The organism is Providencia burhodogranariea DSM 19968 (genome assembly GCF_000314855.2).
Taxonomy (GTDB): domain Bacteria; phylum Pseudomonadota; class Gammaproteobacteria; order Enterobacterales; family Enterobacteriaceae; genus Providencia; species Providencia burhodogranariea.
On record NZ_KB233222.1, the window covers coordinates 1696109 to 1715702 of the forward strand.

A 19594-nucleotide genomic window follows, 5' to 3' on the forward strand; every position below is an offset into this window, starting at 1 on the left:
GCTTTCCCCTGCAAAACCTGTTGCTCTGAAAGAGAGTACAACCGCTGATGACATTGTCAGTAATGAACCATATCACAATATTGTTTTTTTTTGTTCGTGAAAAATAATTACGTTATTTTTTGCTAAAAAAACCGCTTACTTGCAGAGTTTTTATTTGTTAAGGATTAGGCATTAATGGAAAAATCGCAAAATCGACTCGATTTACCTAAGCTTCTCTTCGGATTGGCTTTTATTATTTTAATGATAACAGCCTGCTTTTGGGTTCTAAACCCGTTTATTCTTGGGTTTGCTTGGGCCGGTATGACGGTTATCGCTACATGGCCTCTACTGATAAAAATAGAAGCAAGACTAGGGAATAAACGTTGGCTAGCAACCTTAGTGATGGTCTCTTTGATACTACTCCTATTTGTGATTCCACTAGGGGTCCTTATTGGTAGCATTATTCAAAACAGTGGACCGCTTATCGATCTCGCTAAATCACCGAATAGTTTACGTTTACCTGACTTAGAGTGGCTAAATAGCATTCCATTTGTAGGCGGGAAAATTTATTACGCTTGGCATAGCTTAGTAGCTAGTGGTGGTAATGCATTATTAGCAAAAGTTCAGCCCTATTTTGGGCAAGCAGCAGGCTGGTTTGTCACGCAAGCCATCAGCGCAGGTCGTTTTATGTTTCACCTTATACTAATGCTGCTTTTTAGTGGGTTACTCTACTTAAAAGGAGAGTCAGTAATGCTCGGTATTCGTCATTTTGCTGTGCGCTTAGCCGGCATTCGTGGTGATGCAGCTGTATTATTAGCGGCTCAATCAATTCGTGCTGTTGCACTTGGTGTCGTGGTCACTGCATTAATTCAAGCTATTGTTGGTGGAATTGGGCTTGCTTTATCTGGTATTAGTTTCGCAGCCATCTTAACCGTGATGTTGTTTATTTGCTGCGTTGCACAACTTGGACCTTTACTTATTATGATCCCCTCTGTTATTTGGCTTTTTTGGACAGGCGATACAACTTGGGGAATTATCCTTGGTATTTGGGCTGCTGTTGTCGCAACAATGGATGGCGTATTACGTCCTTGGCTTATCAAAATGGGTGCAGATCTTCCAATGGTGCTTATTCTTATTGGTGTTATTGGGGGAATTTTATCTTTCGGGATGATGGGACTATTCATTGGTCCTGTGGTATTAGCCGTTTCATATAGCTTATTAAACGCTTGGATGAATGAGGTTGCAATCCCAAATGAAAACCTTGAAGAAACAGAAAAATTTCTCGAAAAAGAATTTATGCACAAAAAATAAACTACATTAAATTAACATTTAGCATGCTTTTATTAAGCATGCTTTCTAATTAACTATTAACTTCATTAATATTTAGAAACAATATTTAACAGACTTATGTTAGTTTTAAAACTAGTTTGTGATATTATCTTCTGCACGGAAAATATTCTCTTTTACTTACAGCTACTAACAATTATATTAAGAGTCTTCTGAGTGTATATGGAATTGAATTAAATTATGCTTAATTCATCAAGCAACATTTTTCTAATACTGAACATAAAATTATGCTTATTTTTATTTGAAGCATGATTAAAAAAATTGCTGTGTGTAGTCTTTGCCTGTCAGCCCATGATAGGCTTTTTTTTTATCTTATCCTCATCAAGTGGCATAAGCTCACCACTTATGAATACTAAAAGGATTAAAATTACATTTAACCTATCGCTAATAAAACAAATATTTCAATTACATGAACCATATTATTATTTCCCACCAACTAACTATCTTGACTTGTCGTCAGCATACAATTTTAAGTACCAATATCATATATAACAATAATACTCACCCTCCATACTCAATATTAGAGTAATTAAAGATTTCACGACTCTTTATATATATATTTATACAACCAAATTAATCTTACTCTAAGATAATTAACACTGACAGCGCGATAAGTTAACCTTTGTCATGTACTTTCAATATCCCTAAAAGGGTATAACGCTATTAATTACTTACTCAATTAACTTATTTAAACTGTGCATCAATAGCTTTTATTGATTAGACTAATCGACATAACTGATTTAAAAAACCGGCTATATAAACTTGCCGGTTTAATGTGTATTGATTAAATCATTTATCACAGAATTATAATTTCGCGAGATTTAACCATGTCTTAATGACTGTATCTGGATTCAAAGATAAGCTATCAATTCCTTCGTCAACAAGCCATTGGGCGAAATCTTCATGATCAGATGGACCTTGGCCACAAATGCCAACATACTTATTTTGACGTTTAGCAGCTTTGATTGCCATAGAAAGTAAAGCTTTAACTGCTTCATTGCGCTCATCAAATAGTTCCGAGACAACTCCTGAATCCCTATCTAAACCCAATGCTAGCTGTGTCATATCATTTGAGCCAATAGAAAAACCATCGAAGAGCTCAAGAAATTGATCCGCCAACAAAGCATTTGATGGAATTTCACACATCATGATAATTTTCAAGCCACCTTCACCACGTTTAAGTCCATGTTTAGCTAACTCAGCAATGACTGCTTCCGCTTGAGCAACTGTGCGAACAAATGGAACCATAATTTCTACATTAGTTAATCCCATCTCATTACGTACACGCTTAACTGCGTCACACTCAAGTGCGAAACAAGCACGGAAACTATCTGAAACATAACGACCAGCCCCACGAAAACCTAGCATTGGGTTTTCTTCTTCAGGCTCATAAATATCACCACCAACTAAGTTGGCATATTCATTAGATTTGAAGTCAGATAGACGCACAATGACACGTTTTGGCCAGAATGCAGCTGCCAGCGTTGAAATACCTTCAGTCAATTTACCAACATAGAACTCAACTGGGTCATCATAGCCAGCCATCAGAGTACGAATTTCACTTTGAAGTTCTGGTGTTTGTGCATCAAATTCAAGTAATGCTCTTGGGTGAACACCAATCATTCGGTTAATAATGAATTCTAATCTTGCTAAGCCAACACCTTCATTAGGTAAGCAAGCAAAATCAAATGCACGGTCAGGATTGCCCACATTCATCATAATTTTCACATCAAGATGCGGCATATTGTCTACAGCTGAGCTATGAATTTCAAAATCAAGTTTGCCTTCATATACAAAGCCCGTATCCCCTTCGGCACAAGAAACTGTTACCTGTTGATCTGCCACCAAACGCTCTGTTGCATCCCCACAACCAACAACCGCTGGAATACCTAATTCACGAGCAATAATCGCAGCATGGCAAGTACGTCCACCTCGATTGGTAACAATCGCAGCTGCTTTTTTCATGATAGGTTCCCAATCAGGGTCAGTCATATCAGTCACCAATACATCACCAGGTTGGATCCTATCCATTTCACTGAGATTATGAATGACTTTAACTTTGCCTGCACCAACACGGTGACCAATCGCACGTCCTTCAACTAAAACGTTGCCTTGCCCTTTTAGTTGATAACGTTCCATTACTTGCTGATTTGAACGAACCGTTTCAGGACGAGCCTGAACGATATATAATCGCCCATTATGTCCATCTTTAGCCCATTCGATATCCATCGGGCGACCATAATGCTTTTCAATCTGTAATGCTTGACGCGCAAGCTCTTCAATTTCATGATCAGTTAAAGAGAAACGATTGCGTAGCACTTCTGGCACATCTTCAATTTGTACTTGTTTGCCATGCTCTTGGCTATTTGCATAAACCATCTGCAATTTCTTTGACCCTAACGTACGACGCACAATAGCTGGACGTTGGTTAATTAACGTCGGTTTATGCACATAGAACTCATCTGGGTTAACCGCACCTTGTACGACCATTTCACCTAAACCATAAGCTGATGTAATAAACACTATTTGGTCAAAACCAGACTCAGTATCAATCGTAAACATGACACCAGAAGATGATAAATCTGAACGTACCATCCTTTGCACACCAGCAGAAAGTGCCACCCCACGGTGGTCATAACCTTGGTGAACACGATAAGAAATTGCACGATCATTAAATAAAGAAGCAAATACATGTTTAATCGCAACTAATACCGCATCAATGCCTTGAACGTTCAGGAAGGTCTCCTGCTGCCCTGCAAATGAAGCATCAGGCATATCCTCTGCGGTTGCAGATGAACGAACAGCAAACGATGCTTCTTTTTCACCTTCAGACAACGTTTGATATGCTGTACGAATATCATTTTCCAATTCAGGTGTCAGTGGTGTATCAATCACCCATTGGCGAATTTTTTCACCCGCGGCAGCAAGTTGATTAACGTCATCAACATCTGTTTCATCCAGTAAGCTGTAAATTCGTTGATTAACGCCGCTCTGTTCAAGAAAATCATTAAACGCCTGTGCAGTTGTCGCAAATCCGTTAGGTACGGATACACCAAGATCGGACAGGTTGGTAATCATTTCACCGAGGGAAGCATTTTTACCTCCAACACGGTCAACATCGTTCATCCCTAATTGGTTATACCAAAGTACATTACACGGAGTGAGGCTATTTGTGGACATTGAACGCGATCCTTTATCTAGCAAAATAGTGGCAAAGTACAAATCGTGGAAAATCTCATTGGCGATATTTCGCCTCATGAAACAGACTAGCACAGACAATATGGGAACATTGACAGGTGAATCGTTCCGTCTAACAAGAAAAAATTTTTGTTCTAAAAATTGATTAAATAATGGCTATACTTTTCCCTATAAACTATTTTTTATACTTTAATAAAATATAATATCTTTCTAAAACTAACGAAAAATACAACAAAAGATGAAATCTATGAGCGAAACAACGCCAACTAATCAAAAAACTAACTTTACAGAACGCACTGTTTTCTTTATTTCAGATGGAACAGCTATTACAGCAGAAACATTAGGCCATGCTGTTTTATCTCAATTTCCTTTAGCTTTTAGTTCTTATACTCTCCCGTTTGTGACCACTGAAGCTCGAGCACAAGAAATAAAACAAAAAATTGATGCGATTTATCAAGAAACACAAAATCGACCATTAGTGTTTTATTCGATCATTTCACCATCCGTTAGAAAAATCATCACTGAGAGTTTGGGTTTTTGTCAGGATATCGTGCAAACTTTAGTTGCTCCAATTCAGCAAGAAGTTGGGCTGGAACCAGAGCCTAAACTTAACCGTACCCATGGCTTATCTTTACAAAATATTAATCAGTACGACGCACGTATCGCTGCTATAGAATATACATTGGCACATGATGATGGTATTTCACTGCGAAACCTTGACCAAGCACAGGTCATTCTTATTGGTGTTTCTCGTTGTGGTAAAACACCAACCAGTCTCTATTTGGCTATGCAATTTGGTATACAAGCAGCTAATTATCCATTTACTGCTGACGATATGGATAATATACAACTCCCTCCAGCTTTACGCCCTTATACACATAAACTCTTTGGTCTGACAATTAGCCCAGAACGATTATCTGCGATACGCCAAGAACGGCGTGAAAATAGCCGTTATGCCTCATTACGTCAGTGCCGAATCGAAACGGCAGAAGTCGAAGCACTTTTTAGGCAAAATAAGATTAATTATCTCAATACGACAAATTACTCTGTTGAAGAGATCTCAGCCAAAGTGATTGATACCATGGGATTACAACGACGCATTTTTTAATCAGCATTTGATATCAAAATTTTTCGATCAATTTTAAGTTGAAGGTTGAATTTGCTTCATTTTCGTTTATTGTGATCTCCATCACTGATACAGACCTGTCTAGAGCTGTTGAACTTTGAAGGTCAATTTTTATTAGAATTTAAAACCTTTACTTAAGTAAAAAAAGCTAATCGAACGGTTTACAGGCCTATAAATAAGGAAAAACACCACTCAACACAGGTTAAAATGTGTCAAATGGTCTTTTAATCGAAAAATAAGCAGCAAAGAACAACAACTTCTAATAATGCTTTTGAGAAGAAACAATGCAAAAAACTGATGAACTACGTACTCAGCGTGTGGACAGTTTAATTACACCACAAACGCTCGCTGATGAATTTCCTATTTCCAATCAAGTTGCCGAAAACGTGACGGCGTCACGTAAAAGAATTGAAAAAATCTTATCGGGTCAAGATCCTCGCTTATTAGTTATCGTCGGGCCATGCTCTATCCATGACATAGATGCCGCACTTGATTATGCTAATAAACTCAATGTATTACGTGAGCGCTATCAAGATAACCTCGAAATTGTGATGCGTACTTATTTTGAGAAACCGCGTACCGTTGTAGGATGGAAAGGTTTAATCTCTGATCCAAATTTAGACAACTCTTGTCAGGTCAATACCGGTATTCGCCTTGCTCGTAAGCTTCTCATTGATGTCAATCAACTTGGCTTGCCAACAGCTACTGAGTTTCTCGATATGGTGACAGGCCAATATATTGCTGATTTGATTAGTTGGGGAGCGATTGGCGCTCGAACTACGGAAAGCCAAATTCATCGAGAAATGGCATCGGCGCTTTCCTGTCCAGTCGGTTTTAAAAATGGTACTGATGGTAATATTAATATTGCTATCGATGCGATTCGTGCTTCGAAAGCTCAACATATGTTTTTATCACCAGATAAAAATGGTCAAATGACTATCTACCAAACAAGTGGCAACCCTCACGGCCATATCATTATGCGTGGTGGCAAACAGCCTAATTATTCTGTTGGTGATATAGCAGCAGCTTGTCATAAGTTACGTGAATTCGAATTAGCAGAACATTTGGTCATTGATTTCAGCCACGGCAATTGCCAAAAAATTCATCGTCGTCAACTTGAAGTTGCCCGAGATGTTGCTGAACAAATTAAAAATGGTTCAACAGCAATAAGTGGCATCATGGCAGAAAGCTTTTTAATCGAAGGTACACAAAAAATTGTTTCTGGTCAGCCTCTGACTTATGGGCAATCTATAACAGATCCTTGTTTAGGCTGGGATGACACCGAGCAATTACTCGAAATTTTAGCCCTCGCAGTCGAAAGCCGCTTTAAATGATTTAATTGATAAATTTGACTCTCTAGTAACTGTTTTAAAACTAGGGGGTCAATTTTAACCATTAACTTTTTACTTCCCCTTACTTAATGCTCGCTCCCCCAATACTAAACACAATCACATGTACTGATATGTACATACTTCATACCACTATCAGAATCACCTATTCCACATAATTTCGAGATATTTATGCTGATTATTAACATCTGATATGAATTATTTACAGTATAAATAACTCCCTCTTGTAGTTATTTTGTTATCAAATGTAAAAATCTCTTGATGTTACCAGATAACTTAAAGATAATGATTCTCAATATGAGTTCGATTATCAATTGAGTTGAATATGACTGATAACATTGCTAAACAACCTGTTGAAAATATACCTAATTCTACAGTTCAATCTGTCAACCCTATCGTTATAGATAGCCATCAATTATTAGGGTCTGATGGGAAAGTCACGATTCAACACCACGGTGAGTTATACCAACTAAGGCAAACACGCGCAGGTAAACTAATTTTAACCAAATAGTTTTTTATTCTGATAAATAATTTAACTAACAGCAAGCCACCCAGATCTTCGTATCAAGGCAGCCAGCTTAATTCACCATAAAATTCTATGGAGTTTAACTGATGCCTACAACACCCACTCGTTATCTCAATCATCGAATAATCGTTGTACCTATTGTCACTCTAATAGGATTTAAAATCCTATGTTAGCTCGCTTCAGTACTTCGATGGCGATAGCAACTCTTCACCTTGTTTGGATAAGGAAATTAGCCTTAACAATACAAATTCAAGGTGAAAATCCGTATCACTTAACACGAAATAAATCACAGCATGGATTCGGTAGCAATCTCCGTGAAGCCATTACACATGTACCATATAGTTTGCATAACTTCTCGGTGAGCTATCTCGCTAAACAAAACAATTTATAAAAGGGTTAGCTCTGACATTTACGATGAAAAAGTATTTTACTCATCAACATATTTATTTTTGGAGGTTTTTTAAGAAGAGTTGAACCTCTATTGCAATGTGAATTATCAATGACAACCCATTAATAATTATAAAACAAATAATGTTCACCGATTTATTTTCCTACATGCATGTTTAGGCAAAATACTTGAACTTGAAAATTACATCGGTAACTCGTTATGGAGTGTAACAATATGTCTCATGTTTTACGTTTATCTATTCTGACAAGTGCTATCTTATCTGTTATTACCAGTGCACATGCAGAAACGCAAACATCAACAAAGTCAGCAAAAAATCATGATGTAATGACCGTTTATGCGACAGGAAATGAAAGAGATAGCTTTGATGCCCCAATGATGGTGACCGTTATCAAAAATAATTCACCTGAAACACAAACTGCCAGCACCGTGAATGATATTTTACGCAAAATTCCGGGTATTGGTGTTACAGGAACAAGCCGTGCCAACGGGCAAGATGTCTATATGCGTGGGTTTGATCGTCGAGGCATTTTAACGCTAGTAGATAATGTGCGCCAAGGCACAGATACAGGTCACATTAATGGCACATTTCTTGACCCAGCCCTAATAAAACAAGTTGAAATTATCCGAGGCCCTTCTGCACTACTGTATGGTAGCGGTGCTATGGGTGGTGTCATCGCATGGGAAACTGTGGATGCCAAAGACCTATTAGATAAAGGGCAAAACAGTGGTTTCCGCGTATTTAGTCAGGCAGCCACTGGCGATCATAGTTTTGGTTTTGGTGGTACTTCATTTGGCCGTACAGAACAATTCGATGGACTATTTAGCTTTGTAACCAAGCAAGTCGGTGATATTCGCCTAAGTAACGGCAATGATATGGATAATAAAGAAACCATTTCAAACATGCTTGGTAAAGGGACGTGGCAAATTAATGATGACCAAAAAATTTCAGGTCAACTACGTTACTACAATAACAATGCTTATGAACCTAAAGATCCTCAACAACTTGCTGTAAGCAAAAGTAATCTACAAGTGAATCGAACAACACGCCAACGTGATGCTCAAGTCACGTATCAGTTAAATCCTGAATCAAATGATTGGCTAAATCTTAAAGCAACCCCTTATTACTCCGACGTGAATATTACGGCAAAAGGAAACGGCACCAACTATGAGGGGCGTACTCAAGAAACTTATGGCTTAAAGCTGGATAATCGGTCTAATATTTATAATATGCCTCTCGCGGCGCATAACTTCACTTATGGTGGTGAAACTTATAAACAAAAGCAAACTCCGTATGCATCAACTACACAATTCCCGGATGCAGATATCTTATTTGCAGCAGGCTTTTTACAAGATGAAATTGCATTAAAAGATTTACCAGTATCATTTATTGTTGGAACACGTTATGACCACTATAAGGCTACCGCAAAAAACAATAATGATGTTAAAGAAGGTAAATGGTCATCAAAAGGGGCTGTCAGTGTCACACCTACCGACTGGTCAATGTTGTTTGCCTCCTATTCAGAAGCATTCCGCGCACCAACGATGATGGAGATGTATAACGATGAAAGACATTTTCCAGGCAACTATTGGAAACCAAATCCTGAGCTAAAACCAGAATCTACAAAAACAGCTGAATATGGTTTTGGCTTGCGTTTTGATGACCTACTAATGGCTCGTGATAATCTACAGTTTAAAACCAGTTACTTTAATACAAAAGCTAAAGATTATATTAATACTGAAGTTAATTTCGCCAAGGGCTACACCACCTCTGTCAATGCTAAACAGGCTAAAATTTGGGGTGTAGATGCTTCAATGAACTACAAAAATGACTACTTTAGCTGGGATCTTGCTTACAACAAAACGACAGGTAAAAACGAACATAATGGGAAATCAATTACGTCAATCAAACCTGAGTCAGTCACCAGTAACATCTCTGTACCAGTTGCAGATAGTGGCTTCTCTGTGGGTTGGTTAGGTGAATTTACCCGTCATACCGATTTTAATGCGGCAGCCAACGTACAACGCCAAGCAGGTTACGCTGTCCATGATTTCTATGTTAGCTACAAAGGTGACGGTCAATTAAAAGGCTTAGGAACCAGCGTCGTATTAGGCAATGCCTTCGACAAAGAATATTATTCGTCACAAGGCATCCCACAGGATGGGCGTAATGCCAAGCTACTTGTTAGCTTCCAATGGTAATTTATAATTAATTAAGGAGATACACTGTGAGTTCATCACTTTTCGAGCGTTATCAACAAGCAAAAGCAGAAAACAAAGCAAAATACGCTCGTGATCTGGCTGCGTTCCTCAATGTTTCTGAAGGAGAACTGTTACATAGCCGAGTTGGTCATGACAAAGCACAAAGACTGGACGTTGATGCCCCTACTCTACTCAAAGCACTCGCTGCTGTGGGTCAAGTTAAAGCTATCACACGTAATGAATACGTTGTTCATGAGCAAGTTGGTCGTTATGACAATGCTAAATTCAGTCCTCATGCTGGCTTAATCTTAAATCCAGGCGCATTGGATTTACGTATGTTTTTCTCGCATTGGAGTTCGGTTTTTACGCTGACAGAAGATGCTAAAAATGGCGAACGCCACAGTATCCAATTTTTCGATAAACAAGGTGATGCACTGCATAAAGTCTATACTACAGATGAGACTGATATGGCAGCTTGGCAATCACTGATTGAACAATATGCGACTTCAGAGAACCCGCCACTGGTGATTGAGCCAGCAGAACCTTTCTCCGAGCAGCCTATCAGTGAAGAATTGAAGCAGCAGCTTGAGCAAGAATGGCGCAACATGACTGATGTTCACCAATTCTTTATTTTATTGAAGAAAAACAATCTCAGCCGCCAGCAAGTGTTCCGCTCTGTGAGTGATGATTTAGCCTGGCAAGTTCCTACAAATTCTTTTAATCAATTGGTTAATACTGCATTCAACGACCAAAATGAGATTATGATTTTTGTCGGTAACCGCGGTTGTGTGCAGATTTTCACTGGTCAATTAAAACGTCTTATGCCATACCAAAGTGAAGGTTCAGATATTAAATGGCTGAATATATTTAACCCTGACTTTACATTGCATATGATTGAAAACGGCGTTTCAGAATGCTGGGTAACACGTAAGCCAACACAAGATGGCTTTGTTACTAGCCTTGAAGTTTTTGATAAAGACGGCAATCAAATCGTGCAGATGTACGGGCAACGTACTGAAGGTACGCCAGAACAAGAGCAATGGCGCAATCAGGTTACTGCTCTACCACACATTTAATCGCTAAAGACTGCTTTTCTATTAGGGTCGATTTTTGTTCAAAGTAAACAGGTTTTAATCAAAGAGAGAGGTTTGCCACCTAATTACTAGGTAAAAGGCCTCTCTTTGACTCGAAAGACAAATAAAATGCCTTTTAACTGAACCTGTAGGGCCGTCTTTATGATAAAAGCATAGCCGCCTCTTGGCGAGAAATTCTCCGCTTAGTGAACTAAATCGAACACGAAGGAGAGGCTTTGGTCACCTTTTTAGTTAAAAAAATTATCATCGTGATGGATTAATACAAATTTGAATTGATTGTTTATTGTTTTTTCCTGCTGTAAAAATAATCAGCAAAGACCAACAGCTCCTAGGTAAATAAAAATGAAACATTGGCTTCTAATTACAATTACGTTAATGATGAGCTTTACAGCTCAATCAGCTGAACGGATCATCACCTTAGGAGGTGATGTCACTGAGATTGTTTTTGAACTTGGTGCTGGTTCAGAAGTTGTTGCACGAGATAGCACCAGCATTCATCCTGCGCAAGCAGTTAAACTGCCTGATGTAGGTTATATGCGTATGCTAAATGCTGAAGGCGTGCTTTCTATTCGTCCTACTCTAGTGTTAGCAAGTGAACTTGCTAAACCGTCGATGGCGCTTTCTCAGATAGAAAAAAGTGGTGTAAAAATTATCAAAGTCACCGGAAAACCATCATTAGAAGCCATTCCTGAAAAAATTAGTACTATTGCAAATGCAGTTGGTAAAACAGAGCAAGGCGATCAACTGATAAAACAATTTAATGAACAACTTGCTAAAGTAAACACCACTCCAATTGATAAAAAAGTGTTATTCGTCATGAGCCATGGTGGCGTATTACCTCTTGCGGCTGGCCAACAAACGGCAGCGGATAGTCTTATCAAAGCTACAGGAGCTAAAAATGCTATGGCAGGCTTTAATAGCTATCGTCCGTTATCGCAAGAAGGTGTAATTGCAAGCCAACCAGACCTAATTATTGTCACACATGAAGGTGTAAAATCGCTAGGTGGCGAAGACAAAATTTGGAAACTTCCTGGTATCGCGATGACTCCAGCCGCAAAAAATAAAGCATTAATTGTAGTTGATGACATGGGAATGCTCGGCTTCAGCCTTGATACACCAAAAGTGATGGAACAAATGCGAGAGGCGTTAGAGAAGCTTCAATGAACCGAATTAAACACCCTCTATTAGCCATCATGGTACTATTGGTAATCCTCATTGTTATTGCAATGGTGGCGTCCAATACCGGTGCTATGAATGTTTCGTTTAAGACTTTGTGGCAGACACCTGCCACAGACTCTCTTTGGCAAATCTGGCTCAACATCCGTCTACCACGTATTTTATTGGCGATATTGGTTGGACTAGCATTAGCTGTTTCAGGCGCAATCATGCAAGGGTTATTCCGTAATCCTCTCGCAGATCCCAGCTTATTAGGTATTAGCAGTGGTGCTGCGCTTTGCGTTGCGGCCTTTATTGTTTTATCTTTTTCATTACCCAGCGTGCTTCTCAATTATGGGCACATAGGTGCCGCCTTCATTGGTAGCTTGTTAGTTTCAATCATTATTTTTAGCCTTAATCGTTATTCGAATGGCAACCTTGCACGGTTATTGCTTGCAGGAATTGCTATCAATGCTCTGTGCATGTCATTTATCGGTGTTTTGAGCTATATCAGCGATGACCAACAATTGCGAACCTTCAGTTTATGGATGATGGGGACACTTGCGAGTGTCGATTGGACATCATTGACGATTGCCGCTAGCGTTATTTTGCCGACATGTTTTATCTGCCTTTGGCAAGGTAATAAACTTAATCTACTGCAACTTGGTGATGAAGATGCTCACTACCTTGGTCTAAATGTAGAGCGTACCAAATTTATTTTACTCTTTCTTAGTGCCCTATTGGTTGGTTGCGCAGTTGCCATGAGTGGTGTTATTGGTTTTATTGGTTTAGTAGTGCCTCACCTGATTCGAATGACACTCGGACCAGATCATCGCTGGTTAATACCCGGCTCCGCGATTATTGGCGCAACATTACTTTTAATCGCCGATACCATAGCTCGTACTGCGGTCTCCCCAGCTGAGATCCCTGTAGGGCTACTAACGGGTCTGATTGGTGGGCCTTATTTCTTATGGCTTATTTTACGCCAGCCAGCAGGGAAGATTTGATAACATGACATTACTCGAAGCGCGCAATCTCAGTTTTCAGATTGGTGATAAGGTATTAATAGATGATATTAGTCTATCCATCCAACAACATGAGATGGTGGTTATCATAGGCCCAAACGGTGCAGGTAAATCAAGTTTATTAAAATTGCTTACTGGATTCACCCCCCCTACCCACGGTGAATGCCTTTTAGAAGGCCTCGCATTAACCAAATGGCAACACAATGCCCTTGCCCGTAAACGTGCCGTCATGAAGCAACAAAATAGCCTATCATTTGCCTTTACGGTTGAAGATGTCGTGGCTATGGGGCGTAGTCCCTATGGTTCAGAGCATAAGCAACAAGCAATCGAAGAAGCATTGGAAAAAACAGATTGTATAGAACTACGCGGGCGTGATTTTCGTCAACTCTCTGGTGGGGAACAGCAACGAGTTCAGCTTGCAAGAGTACTTGCACAAGTTTGGCAACCTAACAATAATCCCGCCTGTTTGTTTCTTGATGAGCCTACTTCTGCGTTAGACTTGTACCATCAACAACATAGCTTACGTTTACTACATCAATTAACTCGGGAACATCCTTTTGGAGTTTGTTGCGTATTACATGACCTTAATCTTACAGCCCTTTATGCTGACCGAGTCTATTTAATTCATCAGGGTAAATTAGCTGCATCGGGTACTCCAGAGCAAGTGCTGACCGCTGAGAATTTAACACGTTGGTATAAAGCAGATCTAGGCGTAATCACTCACCCCGAAACAACAACACCGCACGTGTATCTCCGGCGATGACCTAGGCCGCTTATTTTTATCTTAGGTAGGGCTTTTAATTTAAATAAAAATAGACCTAAACTCTCTGTTTTGAGATTATTTATCACGCCAAAAACAGAGAGTGCCTCCTTGAACTCAAGCACCATTTTGCCATTAATCTACCTTATTAACAGCAAATTCGAGCATGCTTGTTGGTATCTATAAATACCAAATATAGAAAAATTCATTTAACTATTATTTTTTCACCTAAGCGTTTTTGAGTGCTAGACTATTATCTATAACCGTTATTAATGGATTTAATGACATCACCTTGCAAAAAAAAGAAGGTAACATTCATGAGCACAACCTGGACATACTCAAAAATATAGTATTAAAGAGCATCATAATTACCTCGGAATTTCCGGTGTATTTTTCGCATTAACTGGATAAATAGGCATACCTTAAGGCATATTAATTTTTCAATATTTTACTTGGTTAATAAATTCGAATACCACAATCAAATAATTTGAACAATTAATTTCAGTGGCAATTTTGACACATAAAAAACACTAAAAAAACATTCAACCACTTGATTATAAATACCTAATTACATACACCATTGAATGTATAAAATCATGATATCGAGAAAAGCGATTAAACTGATAATGAAGACCTCTTAAAAAAAGCACGTTATGCCTATCGATATATCGGAAAAATAGCAAGAATAGACACTAGTTTCTTTGGTTATTATTAGTTATTAATGAACAATACCCCGTAGAAGTGGGAGGTAAATATGTCCGAGAGTATAGTCAACGATATTATTAAATGGCTGGAAAGTCAGTTACAGCGCAATGAAGGTATCAAAATCGACACTATCGCTGATAAAAGCGGTTATTCTAAGTGGCATTTACAGCGTGTTTTTAAAGAATTGAAAGGATGCACGCTTGGCGAATACGTCCGTAAACGTCGTTTATTGGAAGCTGCTAAATCATTACGTGATGGCAACCTGCCAATTCTTGATATTGCTCTACAATACGGTTTTAGTTCACAAGCCACTTTTACTCGCATTTTTAAAAAGCATTTTGATATTACACCTGCAAAATTCCGCCAAAATGGACAAATGCCAGAATGTAAAACGTTTATGTCTTGCAGTTGTAATGGTTAGTTAATCAACTTTTGGTTAATTTTCACTCACCCCATGTGATTGTTTTTTTATCTCTTATTCCTTAATATTTATTCATGAGCCGGTTAATACCGGCTTTTTTTAACTCAGTTCATGGACCAACCAAGTTTCTAGATCATCAAATTGCTCTGTTAGCTGAGGCCATTTTTTATGCATTTCTAACACAAGCTTACGAATTGTTTCTGTTTGGTATACTTGTTCGGTTAGCTGTTTACTCAACCATTCTAGTGGTGATGGGTCTAAACTATCCGTAAAAAATTGGCAGCGTTTGATTACCCCTTTTTCAATATCAAAATGAAACTCAATTCCCCCCCAAGTGAAGCGAGTATCGCTGTAATGTGTAAAGGCGGGCGCTTGACCAAAATTCCATTCCCAGCTACTTTGCTTAGCAAATGTCTCACGGAAATTTGGTAGATCGGGTAATTTATCGGGTGAGATAAATTCAGCTTCAACAGTTTCACCATAATAGTTAAAGAAGCTTTCGATTATTCCTTCACACACCTTCTCATGACTAATATCAGCAACTAATTCACTGAGATTTGCTACTCGAGAACGTACTGATGTAATACCTTTAGCCTGTAATTTTTTAGGATCTGGATTTAAATAATCCGCTAATCTATTTAAATCAGAATTAATCAATAAAGTACCATGATGAAAGCCTCTATCGCGTGTTTCACGATAGGCAGAACCTGAGATTTTACGTGGACCATTAACAGTATTTAATACTAAGTCATTACGCCCCGAGATATCAGCATCAATTCCAACCAGTGCAAGCCCATCTACAATAATTTTTGTCGAGATACTTTTGTCATATTCCGGCTTACCCGCCATAAAGGTAAAGCAAGTATTCCCTAAATCTTGAAAAACAGCGCCCCCTCCGCTACTGCGGCGAGCCAAGCGGACGTTGTCCTGTTCCATTCGACGAGTATTGCACTCTTTCCACGGGTTTTGCGCTCGCCCGATAACCACAGTATCGGCATTACGCCATAAAAACATCACGCGCTGGTTAGGCGCCATTTGACGAAAAATTGTCTCTTCAACCGCTAAGTTAAACCACGGGTCAAAGGATTCAGAGATAAGTAAACGTAAGCTAGACATTAAGCTATCCTAAAAGCAAAAGTTGCCTCTAAGATAACATAATTAGGGATAAAAATGAGGAGATTACGTGGTAATTAGATACGCCGTGCTTGCCAAAATACTTTTCGCCAATAGACATTATCCATCGAGGATCTAATCACGCCTTTACTGGTTGAAGCATGAATAAAGCTATTGTCCGTATCGTAAATACCCACATGCAAACCATTCTCTCCAGAGCCTGTTTTGAAGAAAACCAAGTCACCCGGCATCAGGTCTGATGTATCAATCCGAGTCCCTAATCGAGTTTGATCAATTGTTGTTCGTGGAAGCTGGATCGCAAAACGGTCATTGAAGGTACGATAAACAAAGCCTGAGCAATCTACCCCACTTTGGCTCATGCCACCATAATTATACGGTGTTCCATACCATTGCTCTAACTGGTCTTTTAGCTGAGCAATGGTCATTATTGGATCAGACAATTGTGTTTTAAGTGGTGGTGCAGGTGTTCTTTTCACTGATGTCGATGAACAACCAATTAATACCAATGAAAACAATAATGGTAGATGTTGCCATTTTATTATCATATTGCACCCTATTTACAATCGAATTTATACTCGCTATTTTGCAAGTTACATTCTGTTGGCGATAATCCGTTATCTGAATCAATTTTTATACCTTTTCGTGATTTTTGCTGACAATCATATGTTAGTTAAATCACATTAGGTATACACAACACTTGGCTTATTACCATAGTAAATAAATTCTTAACCGGTAATTATCTTATTAATAAATCAAATTACTCAACTTTACCAGAATGTTTTTGCACTGGACGACTAATCAACCATACACCAAGTAAAATGCAAGCAATCCCACCCGCTTTTAGCCAAGTAGCAGGTTCATTAAACCAAGGTAAAACAACGGCTAATAAGTAGACAAATACATAACTTAAACTAATTAAAGGATATGCTTTGTTAAGTGGAATAGACTTCAGTGCAAACAACCAGCACAACATAGATAATGCATAGCAAATCAAGCCAATAAAAACCACACCAAGACTGACACTATTCGCAGATAACCATTCAATTTGGAGCCAATGCCAACCCAATGTGAATGAAGGTAACCCCATAACTCCAGTTTTCAAACTTAATTGCGCAATGGTGACTAGCAGTGCACTGCCGAGCGCCCAAACATAGCCTTTATTCATCCACTTATACTCATCAAAAAAATACCAAACATAATCGCGATAACGCCAAGCCAATGATTAAGGTCTGTTTTTTCATGATAGGCAAATTGGCCTATCAATGTCACCAAGACAAAATTAATACTTAACATCGGGTAAGCAATACTCAATGGCATACTTTCTAGTAGCTTTAGCCAAAATAGCATTCCAAATCCGAGCATAAGCAACGCCAGCACCAACCAGCGAATGGCTGATGCTGTTTTATGCTGTCGCTCACCCTGCCAGCATACAACAGCTTGTTTTTGTGCGACCTGCCCAATACAAGTTAGTACACTGACTAATAACAACAATAATAGTTGAGTAATCATTGCTTGTGATAAACCACAATCGCCATACGTGAATTACTAATAACCTCATCTGGCTTAGGAATATCAGGTAACCCTTCTTTGCGTCCTAGTAAAAAGACTACGGTAACTTGACCTTCTTTACGCGCTTTTTCAAGCCAATTCGCAAATTGATCTGGTTTAACAAGGCGATGTTGACTATCCGGATATTCAAGCCCATACGTCAATTCGCCACTACTGTTATATAAGTAAATATTTGAATTTTGTGTTTCCCACGCCAAACCTGCTGCAACGCCGACATTACTAGCCATCAAGTATCGGCTATTCATTAGTAAATCATGATTTTGATGGATAAAATTTTGTGGAAGTTTCGAGTCAATGGTGTTGTTGGGTAGCGCACTACCAATACATAAACTGACAGCCAGTGAACAAGATGCAGCCCATAACCAGTATTTAGCGTTTAACACCGTGCACAGGTAACCAATGATACCCCAAATAGAAAAAGCAACGATACCAAGCACCATTTTTGACCATTCATCCGCTTCATATAATGGATGTTTAATCACAGTACCAACAATAATAATAGCAATAACAGCCAATATACCGATTGCTATATTAATTATCCCATTAGCTTTTAAGGCTTTCATTTTTCCACTACGGACACAATCCACACCATACTTAGCCATTAGTAAGGCAAGCGGAGCCATAAATGGCAGCATATATGTCGGTAATTTTCCACGTGAAATACTGAAGAACACGACAGGAACAATGAACCAGCAGAGCAAAAAGAACATATCTGGGCTAGATTTACGTTCTTTCCAACCTTTAATTAATGCGCCGGGCAATAACCCTACCCATGGAATACTTCCGAGTAAAATGATCGGGATATAGTACCAAAATGGTGCAATATGCTGAGCATCATCTGCCGTAAAGCGTTTAATATGTTCGATCCAGAAAAAATAATTCCAATAATCAGGTTCTTGTTTTGCAATCGCTAACGCCCAAGGCAAGCTAATTAATATAGCTGAAATAATTGCTAATGGCCCATATTTCACCATTTCAAGAAAACGTTTTTGATAGAGAGTTATCGGGATCATTACAATAACAGGAATTGCTAGCGCTAAAAATCCTTTGGTCATAAAGGCCATTCCACAGGCTAAGCCAAGACTTACCCATGCAGCCAATTTTTCTTTAACCCCTCGCGCTTTCATTGCCCAAAGACAGCAATACATACTGGCAGCAATCCAGAGTGACAACATTGGGTCGAGAACACTGTATGTTCCTACCGCAAATACCAAAAACATTGAAACATAGATAAAGCTCGCAACGAAAGCGACGTGGCTATCTCGCCACATCATTTTCGCCATGCGATAAATAAGTAACGCACTTAGTAAAATGCAGAATACCGAACCAAAACGAACGGCAAAGTTAGTTTCACCAAAAATCATTTGGCTAATATTATTTATCCAATAGCCTGCAACTGGTTTTTCAAAATAGCGTGTATCCAGCATATAGGGGACAATCCAGTCACCGCGCTGTAGCATTTCTCGGCTAATTTCCGCGTATCGTGTTTCATCTGGTTGCCAGAGTAAACGACCGTTCAACGGTAATAGATAGGTTAAGATAAAAAAAAGAGCCAGCAGAGAGGCTCCTACTTTGCTCGCTCGGTTATTCCACATGCT

17 protein-coding genes and 1 other RNA gene are annotated in these 19594 nt (G+C 38.9%); 12 read left to right on the plus strand and 6 right to left on the minus strand.

What is annotated here, in order from left to right; genetic code table 11:
- Positions 1-174: 174 nt before the first annotated feature.
- Together ydiK and rprA are read left to right on the plus strand one after the other, a co-directional pair.
- Positions 175-1290, plus strand: coding sequence for an AI-2E family transporter YdiK (ydiK, locus tag OOA_RS07210; RefSeq protein ID WP_008911484.1), 1116 nt, complete (start codon positions 175-177; stop codon positions 1288-1290).
- A gap of 237 nt (positions 1291-1527) precedes the next feature.
- Positions 1528-1636, plus strand: an RNA gene (gene rprA / locus OOA_RS20005) — antisense sRNA RprA.
- 494 nt (positions 1637-2130) lie between these two features.
- Here rprA and ppsA read toward each other — a convergent pair.
- Complete coding sequence (gene ppsA / locus OOA_RS07215; protein WP_008911485.1) at positions 2131-4506, minus strand: phosphoenolpyruvate synthase; 2376 nt, start codon at positions 4504-4506, stop codon at positions 2131-2133.
- A gap of 265 nt (positions 4507-4771) precedes the next feature.
- Between ppsA and ppsR the strand changes: the two genes are divergently transcribed.
- From ppsR to OOA_RS07260, 10 genes are all read left to right on the plus strand, one after another.
- Positions 4772-5632 (plus strand): posphoenolpyruvate synthetase regulatory kinase/phosphorylase PpsR, encoded by an 861-nt coding sequence (ppsR, locus tag OOA_RS07220; RefSeq protein WP_008911486.1) that lies wholly within the window; start codon positions 4772-4774, stop codon positions 5630-5632.
- Between the two features lie 302 nt (positions 5633-5934).
- Complete coding sequence (locus tag OOA_RS07225) at positions 5935-6984, plus strand: 3-deoxy-7-phosphoheptulonate synthase (RefSeq protein WP_008911487.1); 1050 nt, start codon at positions 5935-5937, stop codon at positions 6982-6984.
- A gap of 340 nt (positions 6985-7324) precedes the next feature.
- Positions 7325-7510 carry a hemin uptake protein HemP gene (hemP, locus tag OOA_RS07230; protein ID WP_008911488.1) on the plus strand — a complete coding sequence of 62 codons (186 nt, stop codon included), beginning with the start codon at positions 7325-7327 and terminating at the stop codon, positions 7508-7510.
- Positions 7511-7691: 181 nt separating this feature from the next.
- Positions 7692-7916, plus strand: coding sequence for a hypothetical protein (locus OOA_RS20465; protein WP_148284500.1), 225 nt, complete (start codon positions 7692-7694; stop codon positions 7914-7916).
- Positions 7917-8147: 231 nt separating this feature from the next.
- On the plus strand, positions 8148-10133 hold the full coding sequence (locus OOA_RS07235; RefSeq protein WP_008911489.1) for a TonB-dependent hemoglobin/transferrin/lactoferrin family receptor: 1986 nt from the start codon (positions 8148-8150) through the stop codon (positions 10131-10133).
- 26 nt (positions 10134-10159) lie between these two features.
- The gene (locus OOA_RS07240; RefSeq protein WP_008911490.1) at positions 10160-11209 is read left to right on the plus strand and encodes a hemin-degrading factor; all 1050 of its coding nucleotides are present in this window, start codon (positions 10160-10162) and stop codon (positions 11207-11209) included.
- 360 nt (positions 11210-11569) lie between these two features.
- Complete coding sequence (locus OOA_RS07245; protein ID WP_008911491.1) at positions 11570-12391, plus strand: heme/hemin ABC transporter substrate-binding protein; 822 nt, start codon at positions 11570-11572, stop codon at positions 12389-12391.
- Positions 12388-13389, plus strand: coding sequence for a FecCD family ABC transporter permease (locus OOA_RS07250; RefSeq protein ID WP_008911492.1), 1002 nt, complete (start codon positions 12388-12390; stop codon positions 13387-13389). Before OOA_RS07245 ends, OOA_RS07250 begins: the two co-directional genes overlap by 4 nt.
- Positions 13390-13393: 4 nt before the next feature.
- Entirely contained in the window at positions 13394-14170 is a 777-nt protein-coding gene (locus tag OOA_RS07255) for a heme ABC transporter ATP-binding protein (RefSeq protein ID WP_008911493.1), read from the plus strand.
- A gap of 751 nt (positions 14171-14921) precedes the next feature.
- Entirely contained in the window at positions 14922-15293 is a 372-nt protein-coding gene (locus OOA_RS07260) for a helix-turn-helix domain-containing protein (protein WP_008911494.1), read from the plus strand.
- Positions 15294-15392: 99 nt separating this feature from the next.
- On the opposite strand, the gene OOA_RS07265 is transcribed toward OOA_RS07260, so the two are convergent.
- From OOA_RS07265 to arnT, 5 genes are all read right to left on the minus strand, one after another.
- Entirely contained in the window at positions 15393-16409 is a 1017-nt protein-coding gene (locus OOA_RS07265) for a lipoate--protein ligase (RefSeq protein WP_008911495.1), read from the minus strand.
- Positions 16410-16483: 74 nt separating this feature from the next.
- Complete coding sequence (locus OOA_RS07270; RefSeq protein ID WP_008911496.1) at positions 16484-16972, minus strand: C40 family peptidase; 489 nt, start codon at positions 16970-16972, stop codon at positions 16484-16486.
- 212 nt (positions 16973-17184) lie between these two features.
- Positions 17185-17592, minus strand: a complete 408-nt coding sequence (arnF, locus tag OOA_RS07275) for a 4-amino-4-deoxy-L-arabinose-phosphoundecaprenol flippase subunit ArnF (protein ID WP_008911497.1) — start codon at positions 17590-17592, stop codon at positions 17185-17187.
- Complete coding sequence (gene arnE / locus OOA_RS07280) at positions 17589-17936, minus strand: 4-amino-4-deoxy-L-arabinose-phosphoundecaprenol flippase subunit ArnE (RefSeq protein ID WP_008911498.1); 348 nt, start codon at positions 17934-17936, stop codon at positions 17589-17591. The genes arnF and arnE overlap by 4 nt, the downstream gene beginning before the upstream one ends.
- Entirely contained in the window at positions 17933-19591 is a 1659-nt protein-coding gene (arnT, locus tag OOA_RS07285) for a lipid IV(A) 4-amino-4-deoxy-L-arabinosyltransferase (RefSeq protein ID WP_008911499.1), read from the minus strand. The genes arnE and arnT overlap by 4 nt, the downstream gene beginning before the upstream one ends.
- Positions 19592-19594 lie beyond the last annotated feature (3 nt).